Genomic DNA, 13139 nt, shown 5'->3' on the forward strand with positions numbered 1-13139 from the left:
AGCACTTTTATTCTGACTGATCACCTTGATCAATCAGCCAGAATAAGCGTTACGTGGCTACAAAGGTGCGTTACGCCGTTTCATCTGATGTGGGCTTAGCTGGTTTCAGCAAGCCATCGGCGCGGAACATACTTTTAATGCCACGCACCGCCTGACGAATACGGTCTTGGTTTTCAATCAACGCGAAACGAACATGGGTATCACCGTAATCGCCAAATCCAATCCCCGGCGAGACACAGACTTTCGCTTCCGATAGCAGACGTTTGGCAAACTCGAGCGAGCCTAAATGCGCGTAAGGTTCGGGGATCTTAGCCCAGACATACATCGAGGCTTTCGGGTTTTCGACCATCCAACCCGCTTCATGCAGCCCGCGTACCAAGGCGTTACGGCGTTGGCGGTATTGCTCGGCGATATCCCGTACACACTGCTGATCCCCTTCCAGCGCCGCAATGGCCGCGACCTGTAATGGGGTAAAAGTGCCGTAATCGTGATAACTCTTAATGCGCGCCAGTGCATTGACCAGTTCAGGATTGCCCACCATAAAGCCAATGCGCCAACCGGCCATATTGTAACTTTTGGATAAAGTGAAAAACTCCACGGCAATGTCTTTCGCGCCAGGAACCTGCATGATTGACGGCGCTTTCCAGCCATCATAAACAATGTCGGCATAGGCCAAGTCATGCACCACCAGCACGTCATATTGCTTCGCCAACGCCACTACCCGCTCGAAAAAGTCCAGCTCGACACACTGTGCCGTCGGGTTAGAGGGGAAGCCGAGGATCATCATTTTCGGTTTAGGAATAGTTTCGCGGATCGCGCGCTCTAACTCACCGAAGAAATCAATGCCCTCAGTCAGTGGCACCGAACGCACTTGTGCGCCAGCAATGACCGCACCATAAATATGAATCGGGTAGCTCGGGTTCGGCACTAGCACGGTATCACCGTGATCCAGTGTTGCCAGCATCAAATGCGCTAGCCCCTCTTTCGAGCCGATAGTGACAATCGCTTCGCTTTCAGGGTCAATATCCACTTGGTAGCGATCGGCGTACCAGCGAGAAATGGCCCGGCGTAGGCGGGGGATCCCTCGGGAGGTTGAATAGCCGTGGGTATCTTCACGTTGCGCGACACTGCACATTTTCTCAACGATATGTGGCGGTGTCGGGCCATCCGGATTACCCATACTGAAATCAATAATGTCTTCACCACGACGGCGCGCCGCCATTTTTAGCTCAGAAGTGATATTGAATACATAAGGGGGAAGACGTTCAATGCGGGTAAAACGACGTTTGGAAGGGTATTCAGCCATAATTTCCTCGGGATACGTGAGCGCCCGGACCATCCGAGCGACGCTGACCAGTAAATGGTCTATTTATGAACATATCCTAGCGCTGTATTGCTGTCGAGTAGCTGCTCATAAATATCTCACTCATCGGATAAGTGACTGCGATTGAAATTCACTCTCCAGCATCCCCAAGACCCAATCATCGCACCACTGCCCACCTAACTGATAGTTATCACGCAAAGTGCCCTCCAACTGAAAACCACAGCGCTCTAGCACCCCCCGTGAAGCATGGTTCCCCACCGTGACTGTCCCTGTCATTTTATGGAATAAGCACTGCTGGAAACCAAACGCCAATACTGCCATCAGCGACTCTTTGGCAAAACCTTTCCCCTGATAAGAGGGCAACATGGCATAGCCCACCTCAGCTTGCTGTAACGGCAACCACTCAGCTAAAAATCCCGTCAATCCCACGGGTTGCCCGCTTCTCTTTTCGCGAACAACCAGGCAAAGCCAATGGTTAGCACTCTTTTCCCACGGCATCAGACGTGACTCAAACCGCGCACGAATTTCAGCTAAATCCATCGGATCAGCTATATAACGCTGAACCTCAGGGTCTTGATATAAATGCAAAAACAGCGGCCAATCCTGCTCATTAAGGCTATCGAGCTGCAACCGAGGTGTCCTCAGTGATAGGGGGGAGCTGCCGAACATTTGAATCACAGGTGCCATTTTTCCCTCAAATTACAGATGTTAATGATAAAAAGAGGATCGAAAATTAAAGGGGAAATTTTGTCATAACCTCATCCCTTTATTCTTCTCCATTTTACTTGAATAATGTTTACTCCAAGGTAACAAAAAACAAACAAATAGTCAGCACCACCCGACACACTCCACCGCCTCAACCCTACAGCTATCGGAGAATCAGCATTATGGCTTCATTACAAATAGACGATATTCCCGCAGCAATCAAAGCGGTGAAACAACAATTACGTCAGGCGCTACCTGATTACCAGCAGGTGTTTCAAGCCGTTGAAGAGAACATTCGCCAGCAAGTGACCGAGATCCGCCGCACTCTAGCGCAGGGTGAAAACCCCGTCCCGCGCATTCATGCTGATGATATTATCAATGGCAAAGTGACTGATGAACAAAAAGCGCAAATAAAGCAACGGGGATGCTGTGCCATCCTCGGAGTTTTCCCGACAGAAAAAGCGGCTGCCTGGAATCGCGAAGTCGGCAGCTATCTGGAGCGTAATAACTTTGTCGAGCGGCTGAAAAATGCCGCCGAAGATAATTATTTCGGCACTCTGGCTGCCAGCAAGCCACAAATTTACGGTATTTATTGGTCAACACCGCAAGTTGAAGCTCGTCAGGATCAGCGCATGAATGCGGTACAGATATTCTTGAATAATCTCTGGCAAGCCGAGAGTAATGGCAAGCAGCATTTTGATGCTAACCGCGTAGTGACCTATGCTGACCGCACACGCCGCCGCCCGCCAAAATCCTCCTCTCTGGGCTTATCACCCCATGTGGATGGCGGTTCGATTGAGCGCTGGCTGGATGAAAACTTCCGCCATGTGTATCGCCATGTGTTCTCTGGTGAATGGCAGAAGTATGATCCATTCGCGGCAGAAGGGCGTCCGGAAGCACGTGAATTCCCGTCACCTGCGGTGTGTTCGATGTTCCGGACTTTCCAGGGCTGGACCGCGCTGACCCCTCAACGTACCCATGCTGGGACGTTAAATGTCATCCCGATCGCCAATGCCATGGCCTATATCTTGCTGCGCGCACTTCAGGATGATGTGGCTGAAGATGACCTGTGTGGTGCCGCGCCGGGTCGTGCACTGTCAGCTTCCGAACAGTGGCATCCTCTTTTAATCGAGGCGATTTCCCCTATTCCTGATTTGGAAGCGGGCGACACCGTATTTTGGCATTGCGATGTGATTCACTCCGTTGAAAACGAGCATAATGGTGAGTTTGACAGCAACGTGATGTACATCGCCGCTGCCCCATGGTGTGAAAAGAACGCCGCCTATTTGCCGCGCCAGTTAGCCAGCTTTATGGATGGCCGCTCGCCACCGGACTTTGCCGCCGATGACTTCGAAGTCGATTTCTCCGGCAGAGCTACTGCTGATAATCTGACGCCGATAGGCAAACAGCAACTGGGAATGACCGAATAAATCATCCCTCCTACTCTCCCTGCTGGAGGTTCTTCCTCCGGCAGATCGGCTTCATCCCCTCGATAGCACGGATAAAGTAGCGGTCAGCCGCCCTTTTCCTTATAGTTAGCCGCTTATTCACCTCAAGATCTGATTATCTTCGACCTAAGATCCCAGGCCGTTGCCAAGAGAAAATAGCGTGCACCAGATATTTGAAATGCTACTGGCGGTGTTTGATCGTGCCGCACTGATGCTAATTTGCCTGTTCTTCCTGACCCGCACCCGCCTGTTCCGTCAGTTACTGCAAAAAGAGAAACACACCCCGCTGGAACTGGCCGCTGTGACCGCCATTTTCTCATTATTCGCGATTTTCGGCACTTATTCCGGCATTAACGTCGAAGGTTCGTTGGTCAATGTCCGTGTCATTGCTGTCATGTCTGGTGGGATTCTCTTTGGCCCTTGGGTCGGGATCATTACCGGTTTGATTGCCGGTTCTCACCGCTATTTGATTGATATTGATGGTATTACGTCAGTACCCTGTCTGATTACCAGTATTATCGCTGGCTTAATGTCGGGCTATATCAACCTGAAGGTGAAGAAAGAGCGGCAATGGAGTGTCGGTATTTTAGCGGGTATGATATGCGAATCACTGACCATGCTATTAGTGGTCATTTGGGCCAAACCGACGGCATTAGGTATCGATATTGTGTCTAAAATCGCCATTCCGATGATTTTAGGGGCAGTGTGTATCGGGCTGATTGTGCTGCTGGTGCAGAGTGTCGAGGATGAAAAAGAGGTCATTGCGGCACGGCAGGCCAAACTCGCCTTGGATATCGCCAATAAAACCTTGCCCTATTTCCGCAATATTAATGGCGAATCCTTACGTAGCGTATGCGAAATAATTCGCAACGATATCAAAGCAGATGCGGTTGCTATCACCGATACCCAAAATATTTTGGCTTACGTGGGGGTCGGGGTTGAAACCTACGATATCGGCCATGAGATTATTAGTGATATCACCAAAGAGAGTATTCAGCGCGGCAAGATTACCATCCGCAATAACGATGAGGTGCACCGCACACCGCAGATTCACTCGCTAATTATTATTCCACTATGGGAAAAGGGTGAAGTGACGGGCTCGCTGAAAATCTATTACTGTCATGCCCATAAAATCACCTATTCGCTGAAAGTGATGGCGGTGGGTTTGTCGCAGATTATCTCGACTCAGATCGAGGTTTCCCGCATCGAGCAACTGCGTGAGATGGCGAATAAAGCGGAAATGCGCGCACTGCAAAGCAAAATTAACCCGCACTTTTTATTTAATGCGTTGAATGCGATTTCGTCGTCGATCCGCATTAATCCAGACACCGCTCGTCAATTGATCATCAATTTATCTCGTTACCTGCGCTATAACCTTGAGCTGAATGATGAACAAATTGATATCCGCAAAGAACTCCATCAAATTCAGGACTATATCGCCATTGAGCAGGCCCGCTTTGGCAGCAAGTTGACGGTCATTTATGATATTGACGATGATATTGCGCTGAAAATCCCTAGCTTGCTGATCCAACCTTTGGTGGAGAATGCCATTGTGCACGGCATTCAGCCCTATCGTGGCAAAGGCGTGGTGGTTATTGCCGTCAAAGACCATGGTGATCAAATCAAGATTTCAGTCAAAGACACTGGCCATGGTATTAACCCAGAAACCATTGAGCGCGTCGCCAACAATGAAATGCCGGGCAATAAAATTGGTTTACTGAATGTGCATCACCGGGTGAAATTACTCTATGGCGAAGGTTTACAGATCCGTCGCATGGAACCGGGCACCGAGATTTCTTTTTATATCAGCAAGAATGGCGGCAAGATCCATGCAGAACCCAGCATTTCAGTCGGAGTTTAACCCGTGAAAGCAATCATTGTTGAAGATGAGTTTCTGGCTCAGGAAGAGTTGAGCTATCTGATTAACCAGCACAGTAACATCACCATTGGGGCCACTTTTGATGATGGACTAGACGTGCTTAAATATCTGCAAAATCATCAGGTTGATGCTATTTTTCTCGATATTAACATTCCGTCACTGGATGGGGTGCTGCTGGCTCAGAACATCAGCAAATTTACCCATAAACCTTATATTATCTTTATCACCGCCTATAAAGAGCATGCGGTTGAAGCTTTTGAGATTGAAGCGTTCGACTATATTTTGAAGCCTTACCACGAGTCGCGTATCGTCACCATGCTGCAAAAGCTGGAGGCACTGCATAAGCGTGATCGCCAAAATAGAGATCAAACCAGCAGCCCTAACCCTCGCGCTGCGGCACATACCATCAATCTAATGAAAGATGAGCGCATTATCGTCACTGACATCAATGATATCTACTATGCGGCAGCACAAGAGAAGGTCACGTTGGTCTACACTCGCCGCGAAGAATTTATCATGCCGATGAATATCACTGAGTTTTGTAGCCGTTTACCGGAGGAGTATTTCTTCCGCTGCCATCGCTCCTATTGCGTGAATTTAGCCAAAATCCGCGAAATCGTACCTTGGTTTAACAACACTTACATTCTGCGACTCAGTGATTTGGACTTTGAAGTCCCCGTCAGCCGCAGCAAGATAAAAGAATTCAGGCAACTGATGCGCCTTTAAATGCATTTCATTCCACCTGGAGTGCAGCTCATTCCCCTTTCGATCTATAGCTATTAGCCCGCCCGTATACTGGTTTCATTCGGCGGGCTGATAACACCTCAACACAAGATTTCCGGTGCTCCATCAGCGCGTAACTTTTAGGCTTCCGACGCTATTTATCGCTATCAATAGCCATATTCGGGCCACATTGCATTGATGTTTAAGGAGTCCGGCATGAGCAGTAAACCGGTAAATCGTTGGCTAATCGTTGTAGGTACTATCATCGTTCAAATGGGTCTGGGCACTATCTATACCTGGAGCTTATTTAATCAGCCATTAGGAGAGAAGTTCAGTTGGTCATTGGGAGCGGTTGCGACTACCTTCTCCATCACCAGTTTCTCTCTGGCTATTGCGACACTCTTTGCTGGCCGCCTGCAAGAGCGTATTGGCATCCGTAAGCTGACACTGATTTCCGGCATCATCCTCGGTTTGGGGTTGATTGCCAGCTCCTTTGCCACCTCACTGGGGATGATCTATCTGCTGGCGGGGATTGTGGTTGGTTTTGCCGATGGCACCGCCTACATCACCACGCTGTCGAATCTGATTAAGTGGTTCCCAGAACGTAAGGGGCTGATTTCAGGGATCTCCGTCGGAGCATTTGGTACCGGTAGCCTGCTGTTCAAATACGTCAATGCCAGCCTTATTGCTAATCAGGGTGTGTCGTTGGCGTTCTTCTATTGGGGCATTATCGTGATGGTGTTGGTCGGGGCGGGCTCTTTCCTGCTCCGGGAAAAAGCGGTCGTGCCACCAACGGCCAATCGCTTGCCAACCGCAAACGCGGGACGCGATTTTAGCGTCGGTGAGATGCTGGCAGTCAAAGAGTCCTACTTTCTGTTTATCATCTTCTTCACTGCCTGTATGAGTGGCCTGTATCTGATTGGTATCGTGAAAGACTTGGGAGTGCAATTAGCAGGGATGGATTTGGCTACGGCGGCGAATACCGTTTCAGCTATCGCCATCTTTAATACCGCCGGACGTATTATTTTGGGTGCGCTATCCGATAAAGTAGGCCGCCTACGGGTGATCAGTTTCACCCTGCTGGTCACCACTCTGGCAGTCTCCGTTCTGACCTTTGTTCCGCTGACTCACGCCCTGTTCTTCCTGTGCGTGGGGGCTATTGCCTTCTGTTTCGGCGGTAATATCACCGTGTTCCCTGCTATCGTTGGCGACTTCTTTGGCCTGAAAAATCACAGCAAAAACTATGGGGTTATCTATCAGGGCTTTGGATTGGGCGCATTGGCAGGTTCGTTTATTGCCGCGCGTCTGGGCGGGTATCACGCCACCTTTATCGTCATCGCGGTGCTGTCAGTCATTTCCTTGCTGCTGACACTCATTATCAAGCCACCAAAAGGTGCCGTCACAGAGGCAGAAAACAGCACTTCCGCCCCTACCGGTGCCACCGCCAATAGCCATGCTTGATAGCTGATGATATTGGGTCATAAAAAAGCAGAGCCTTGGCTCTGCTGTTGTGTTTCAACGGATATAAATAAGGAAACTTATAATTCATGCCCCAATGTCTGACGCAGATAAGCTCCCGCGCCCAACAACCCCGGCTGTTGATGGGTAATCATATATACCGGAATATCGTGCAAGAAATCTTTGAAACGGCCTTTATCTTCAAAAGCGCCACGGAAACCGGAGGCTTTAAAGAATTCCATAAAGCGCGGCACAATACCGCCAGCGATATAAACGCCGCCAAAGGTGCTGAGATTCAACGCCAGGTTGCCGCCAAAGCGCCCCATAATGACGCAGAACAGCGACAATGCGCGGCGGCAGTCAGTACAGCTATCCGCTAGCGCCCGCTCAGTCACATCTTTCGGTGCCAGATTTTCCGGCAGGCGTGCATCAGAGATTACGATCGCCCGATAGAGATTCACCAACCCAGGACCAGAAAGTACCCGCTCGGCAGAGACGTGGCCCAGCTCCTGACGCAATACCGCCAGAATGCGATCCTCTTCTTCGCTATTGGGCGCGAAATCGACATGACCGCCCTCGCCCGGCAGGCTTATCCAGCGGCGATCCACATTGACTAAATGCGCTACCCCCAATCCGGTGCCCGCGCCATAGACCGCAATGGGCTTGCCCGGCTGGGGCGCAGTGCCACCAAATTGCAGCACATCTTGCTCGGACAGCACGGGGATCGCCATCGAGACCGCCGTGAAATCATTGATCACTTCTAAATGATTCAGCCCCAAACTTTGCTTCATGGCCGCAATCGAAAATGCCCAAGTATGATTAGTCATCGCGACCCAATCGCCAGTAATTGGGCAAGCAATGGCGATACAAGCATCTGTTATTGTCGCCGTATGCTCTGACAAATATTGCCTGATAACATCTTCTAAACTGTCGTATTCCAGCCCTGAATATGTTTTTGCTTGTGATATTTCACCCGTCGCCACAGCGCAAAGCGCCAAACGGGCATTAGTGCCGCCAACGTCACCCACCAGGGCATAGCTCGTCATCAGAAACTTCTCCGTTACAGGGATGCTAAACTTCTACTTTCACCACTGTAAAATTAGGTTGGAGAAACAACAATCTCAATGCTGTAAACCCTTTCGCTTTGCGATGAAGATCACATAAAAACGTTTCAGCAACGGCAAAATGCCGCTGCTGAAGGTGAAAAATGGCGATTAAATCTCAGATGAACTGCGACTTTTATCTGGCGCTGGGGTCAACACCGCAGGCAAGACGAGCACGGATAATTCGCATGCGTAAGTTGTCATAGGCCCAGTTGTAGCAGATGGTGTAAGGCAGGAAGAACAGGAAAAACCCGATCTCCAACATAAATGCCTGTAGCAGTGAAACCCCTAATACATAAGCCGCAATCGGCAAGCCAATCAGGATAAAGCCCCCTTCAAAGCCCAGAGCATGGAATACTCGCACACGCAGGGTCTTAGCGACCCGACTAACAGGCCAAAGGGAGTCGAACAGCGTGTTGTAAATAATGTTCCACAGCATCGCCACGGAGGAGAGAATGATAGTCAATGTTCCCATTTGCAGTATTGAGCGATCCAACAGCCATGCGCCAACTGGCGCACAAATCGCCACGGCAATGACTTCAAAACCGATCGCATGGATAACGCGCTCAGAAAGAGATTTGTGATGAACTTGCATAAAATACCTATTTATTTAACCGATAACTGATTGTCTGAGGTGATTATCATCGTTTTTTAAGATAGATTGAAATTAGAACCCATCGATAAAATAGATAGTTTATGCATTATTCTCCCGAAGCTTTGATTGCCTTTGTGGAAGCCGCCGCACTCGGCTCATTCTCCGCTGCCGCACGTAAGCTACGTAAAAGTCAGTCTACGATCAGCACTGCCATCGCCAATCTGGAGACAGATCTGGGGTTGACGCTATTTGATAGGCAGGCACGCCAGCCCGTGTTAACTGATCATGGCCGCCGGGTCTTGTCCCACGTACAAGAGATTCTGGCCGCCAGCGAACGGCTGGATTCGCTGTCAATTCGTCTGGCGGGTCAGGTTGAAACTCGGCTCACCTTTGTGCTGTCCGATACCTATCAGCCGACACATCATGAAAATCTATTGCGGCGTTTTGAGCAGCGCTACCCTGATATCGAATTTGAGTGCCTGATCGCCGAAGATGCCGACGTTATTGATCTATTACAGCTCAGACGCGCGCACATTGGTGTCGTGGAGGTTCAACACAGCTATCCGCCGGACATTGCTGCCCGCCGCCTATCCGCTCAAACTGAAATGGCCATATTTGTGCAAGCTGATCACCCGCTGGCAAAGCTGCCTCAAGTTCACCGCGAGCAGTTGGCCACCACCCGCCAACTCTGCCTCAACACCTACAACCGCACCGAACGCAATCAACCGCAAGGGTTAATGTGGTCTGCCCCCAGTTATTTAATGTTGTTGGAAATGGCCGAGCAGGGTTTCGGTTGGGCTATTTTGCCTCGCTGGCTGGTTGAGCAATACAGCCGCCGAAAACTGGTGTCGTTACCGACCATTGGTTGGCCAAAAATGATCTCTATTGATGCCGTTTGGTCGAAAAAAAGCCCGCCGGGTCCGGCAGGCTATTGGTTGTTGGAACAGTTAACTGGTGAGATCAGATAGTCGTATTCCGAGCCTCAATAGATTTGGTGACACTTTTTAGTAACTCAGGCATGTCCATGGGTGGCAGTACCACCTCAATGAACGTCAGCTGTTGGGTATTTTCGATTTGAGCCAACACCTGTTGCAGTTGCTCAACCTCGGTGACTCTGCGTGTAAAGGATTCTTTACCCGCCGCCAATGCTTGCGGTAATTGCGTCCAGTTCCACGCGGCAATGTCGTTGTAGCGCTGCTGTGGCCCATGGATAGCCCGCTCTACCGTATACCCTTGGTTATTCAGCAGGAAAATAATAGGATTTAACCCATCACGGAGCATTGACCCCAACTCTTGGATGGTCAGTTGCGCGGCACCATCCCCCACCAGCAATATCAGCCGTCGTTGAGGTTGCGCCACCTGCGCGCCATAGGCCGCAGGTAAACTAAAACCAATCGAACCCCACAATGACTGAGTGATAAACGTACATCCGGAAGGTAAATTCAGCATGGCAGCCCCAAAGCATGAGGTGCCCTGATCCGTCACCACAATATCGTCTGGCCGTAGAAAGTGCTGAATGTGAGACCAAAATACTTGCTGATTCAGCATGTTATCTTTCGAGATCTCGGGTGTGTGGCGGGTGATAACGGGCTGTTGCCATTCTGTCTGTAGGGTTTTGCACAACCCATGCAAAGCATTGACAGCGGCAACCATCGGGATCTGGCTGAAAACTTTTCGCCCAATACGCACCTGCTCCGGCTGGACATCAATACAATTATCCTGAGTGATATGCTGGCTGAATCCGGCAGTAATGGTATCGACAAACCACACCCCGACGGTGATGAGCACATCGGCATTTTCAATATACTCTTTAACACTGGCGTCACTGGCCACCCCAGCATAAGTGCCGATAAATAGCGGGTGAGTCTCATCCAGCACCCCCTTCCCCAGCAGCAGCGTCGAGTGCGGTAGATCCACCTCTGACAACCAGTGATTCAGTGATGATCGCGCACCAAATCGGTCCGCCAGAAAATCGGCGAGCAGCGCCACCCGATGCGCCGACTGTAATTTCTCACGCGCCGCCTCAATAAATGCCTGCAAAGATGTTGGCGATAAAATAGCTTGAGGAAGGACCAACGCGCCTGAATGCCTCACCACATCAGACTCGCCGACATCAATGGGGAGTTGGAGATAGACCGGACGCCGTTGAGATAACGCCGCCGCCAGTAGGCGGTCAATTTCAGCCACCGCATTCTCGGCGGTTAAGCTGGCCTGTGCACAGCTGACCTCTTTCGCCATGCGGGAAAAATGGCTGAAATCGCCATCGCCTAATGAGTGATGCAACAACTCTCCGGCTTTTTGCGAGCGCAATACTGGGGTGCCAACAATATGAATCACCGGAAGGTATTCAGCGAAACTGCCTGCGGTGCCATTGATGGCACTTAGCTCACCGACACCAACTGTGGTCAGCAGCGCTGCCGCTGGCATGACCCGCGCATAGCCATCAGCGGCATAGGCCGCATTCAGCTCATTAGCACACCCCATCCATTGAATCACTGGATGGCTGATCACATGATCTAAAAAATGGAGGTTAAAATCACCAGGAACACCAAAGAGATGCCGGATACCCACTTGTACTAACCGATCCAGTAAATAATCAGCGACTTTGTAGTTATTACTCATATAGTTATTAGTAATATGGTTATTAGCCATTATGATAACGCCCCTAATACTTACTCGATTAATTAAGTATTAGGCAAATCATAAATAAATATAATGTTTTAAAATTATTAATTACCTATCACTGTCATTATTTCCTGACATCTCTCCTATTCTGGTGCGCACCACTGCAGATCAACTCTGTGATCCTGCCAACTTCATCAACGAGTGAAAACGCATACACTAAAGTGTCATCTACTTTGTTCAATAAGGGGCATCATGGTCTATCAAGCGGCATCCTCCCGCTATCAGGAGATGAAATATCATCGTTGTGGTCGTAGTGGGCTAATGCTTCCCGCCATTTCTCTGGGTCTGTGGCATAATTTTGGTGACAGCACGCTGTACGAAAATAGTCGCAATCTCATTCATCGCGCTTTTGATAGTGGCATCACTCATTTCGACTTAGCCAATAACTATGGCCCACCTCCCGGTTCTGCCGAGCTGAACTTTGGTCGAATCCTACAGCAGGACCTGCGCCCTTATCGCGATGAGTTGATTATCTCCTCCAAAGCGGGCTACACCATGTGGCCTGGCCCCTATGGTGATTGGGGCTCGAAGAAATATCTGGTCGCCAGTATCAATCAGAGTTTGCAACGTATGGGGCTGGATTATGTTGATATCTTCTATCATCACCGCCCCGATCCTAATACACCATTGGAAGAGACCATGGCCGCGTTGGATCTGCTGGTGCGCCAAGGAAAAGCACTGTATATCGGCTTGTCCAACTATCCTGCTGCGCAAGCGCGGCAAGCATTTGAGATTCTGGCGGAACTGGGTACGCCTTGCCTGATCCATCAACCTAAATATTCTATGTTTGAACGCGGGATTGAAGCTGACCTACAAGATGCGCTGGATGAATACGGCGCGGGATCTATCGCCTTCTCCCCGCTGGCGGGCGGGTTGTTGACGGATCGTTATTTAGCGGGTATCCCGCAGGACTCTCGGGCCGCCAGCGGCAGTAAATTCCTTAATCCTGAGCAACTAACAGAAGAAAAACTGACTAAAATTCGTCGATTGAATGAACTGGCCCTGGCTCGCGGACAGAAACTGTCGCAGATGTCTTTAGCCTGGGTATTACGTGGCGGGCGGGTAACATCGGCGCTGATTGGTGCCAGCAAGACGAGCCAGATTGACGACGCGGTAGGGATGTTGGCGAATACTGAGTTCAGCGCTGAAGAAATAAGCATAATTGAGGCTATTTTGGTGTAAACGCTCTCCCTGTAAAACAGGGACAGGGGTACTCAAC

11 protein-coding genes are annotated in these 13139 nt (G+C 50.0%); 6 read left to right on the plus strand and 5 right to left on the minus strand.

Annotated elements, in window-relative coordinates; genetic code table 11:
- Positions 1-70: 70 nt before the first annotated feature.
- Positions 71-1306, minus strand: a complete 1236-nt coding sequence (gene alaC, locus ACZ76_RS03015) for an alanine transaminase (protein ID WP_048616697.1) — start codon at positions 1304-1306, stop codon at positions 71-73.
- Positions 1307-1426: 120 nt separating this feature from the next.
- On the minus strand, positions 1427-1993 hold the full coding sequence (locus ACZ76_RS03020) for a GNAT family N-acetyltransferase (protein ID WP_048620166.1): 567 nt from the start codon (positions 1991-1993) through the stop codon (positions 1427-1429).
- Between the two features lie 218 nt (positions 1994-2211).
- Between ACZ76_RS03020 and ACZ76_RS03025 the strand changes: the two genes are divergently transcribed.
- The 4 genes from ACZ76_RS03025 (at position 2212) to ACZ76_RS03040 (ending at position 7540) form a co-directional block, all read left to right on the plus strand.
- Complete coding sequence (locus tag ACZ76_RS03025) at positions 2212-3459, plus strand: DUF1479 domain-containing protein (protein WP_048616699.1); 1248 nt, start codon at positions 2212-2214, stop codon at positions 3457-3459.
- Positions 3460-3637: 178 nt separating this feature from the next.
- Positions 3638-5338 (plus strand): sensor histidine kinase, encoded by a 1701-nt coding sequence (locus tag ACZ76_RS03030; RefSeq protein WP_048616701.1) that lies wholly within the window; start codon positions 3638-3640, stop codon positions 5336-5338.
- 3 nt (positions 5339-5341) lie between these two features.
- A complete protein-coding gene (locus ACZ76_RS03035; protein ID WP_048616702.1) occupies positions 5342-6082 on the plus strand; it encodes a LytR/AlgR family response regulator transcription factor in 741 nt (246 codons plus the stop codon).
- 213 nt (positions 6083-6295) lie between these two features.
- Entirely contained in the window at positions 6296-7540 is a 1245-nt protein-coding gene (locus tag ACZ76_RS03040; RefSeq protein WP_048616704.1) for an L-lactate MFS transporter, read from the plus strand.
- Between the two features lie 77 nt (positions 7541-7617).
- Here ACZ76_RS03040 and glk read toward each other — a convergent pair whose 3' ends face one another.
- Together glk and ACZ76_RS03050 are read right to left on the minus strand one after the other, a co-directional pair.
- Entirely contained in the window at positions 7618-8583 is a 966-nt protein-coding gene (gene glk, locus ACZ76_RS03045; protein ID WP_048616706.1) for a glucokinase, read from the minus strand.
- Positions 8584-8776: 193 nt separating this feature from the next.
- Entirely contained in the window at positions 8777-9235 is a 459-nt protein-coding gene (locus tag ACZ76_RS03050; RefSeq protein ID WP_048616708.1) for a multidrug/biocide efflux PACE transporter, read from the minus strand.
- 101 nt (positions 9236-9336) lie between these two features.
- Between ACZ76_RS03050 and ACZ76_RS03055 the strand changes: the two genes are divergently transcribed.
- Positions 9337-10203, plus strand: coding sequence for a LysR family transcriptional regulator (locus ACZ76_RS03055; protein ID WP_048616710.1), 867 nt, complete (start codon positions 9337-9339; stop codon positions 10201-10203).
- Here ACZ76_RS03055 and ACZ76_RS03060 read toward each other — a convergent pair.
- Complete coding sequence (locus tag ACZ76_RS03060; RefSeq protein WP_048620167.1) at positions 10196-11857, minus strand: alpha-keto acid decarboxylase family protein; 1662 nt, start codon at positions 11855-11857, stop codon at positions 10196-10198. The genes ACZ76_RS03055 and ACZ76_RS03060 overlap by 8 nt on opposite strands.
- A 255-nt stretch (positions 11858-12112) precedes the next feature.
- Here ACZ76_RS03060 and ACZ76_RS03065 point away from each other — a divergent pair, with 255 nt between their 5' ends.
- Complete coding sequence (locus tag ACZ76_RS03065) at positions 12113-13102, plus strand: aldo/keto reductase (protein WP_048616712.1); 990 nt, start codon at positions 12113-12115, stop codon at positions 13100-13102.
- The last annotated feature ends 37 nt before the right edge of the window (positions 13103-13139 follow it).

The sequence above is a fragment of the Yersinia aleksiciae genome (assembly GCF_001047675.1).
Lineage (GTDB): Bacteria > Pseudomonadota > Gammaproteobacteria > Enterobacterales > Enterobacteriaceae > Yersinia > Yersinia aleksiciae.

Coding starts and splice junctions, on each gene's coding strand:
- alaC (WP_048616697.1), bottom strand. CDS start 1,306: ATGGCTGAATACCCTTCCAAACGTCGTTTTACCCGCATTGAACGTCTT.
- ACZ76_RS03020 (WP_048620166.1), bottom strand. CDS start 1,993: ATGTTCGGCAGCTCCCCCCTATCACTGAGGACACCTCGGTTGCAGCTC.
- ACZ76_RS03025 (WP_048616699.1), top strand. CDS start 2,212: ATGGCTTCATTACAAATAGACGATATTCCCGCAGCAATCAAAGCGGTG.
- ACZ76_RS03040 (WP_048616704.1), top strand. CDS start 6,296: ATGAGCAGTAAACCGGTAAATCGTTGGCTAATCGTTGTAGGTACTATC.
- glk (WP_048616706.1), bottom strand. CDS start 8,583: ATGACGAGCTATGCCCTGGTGGGTGACGTTGGCGGCACTAATGCCCGT.
- ACZ76_RS03050 (WP_048616708.1), bottom strand. CDS start 9,235: ATGCAAGTTCATCACAAATCTCTTTCTGAGCGCGTTATCCATGCGATC.
- ACZ76_RS03055 (WP_048616710.1), top strand. CDS start 9,337: ATGCATTATTCTCCCGAAGCTTTGATTGCCTTTGTGGAAGCCGCCGCA.
- ACZ76_RS03060 (WP_048620167.1), bottom strand. CDS start 11,857: ATGAGTAATAACTACAAAGTCGCTGATTATTTACTGGATCGGTTAGTA.
- ACZ76_RS03065 (WP_048616712.1), top strand. CDS start 12,113: ATGGTCTATCAAGCGGCATCCTCCCGCTATCAGGAGATGAAATATCAT.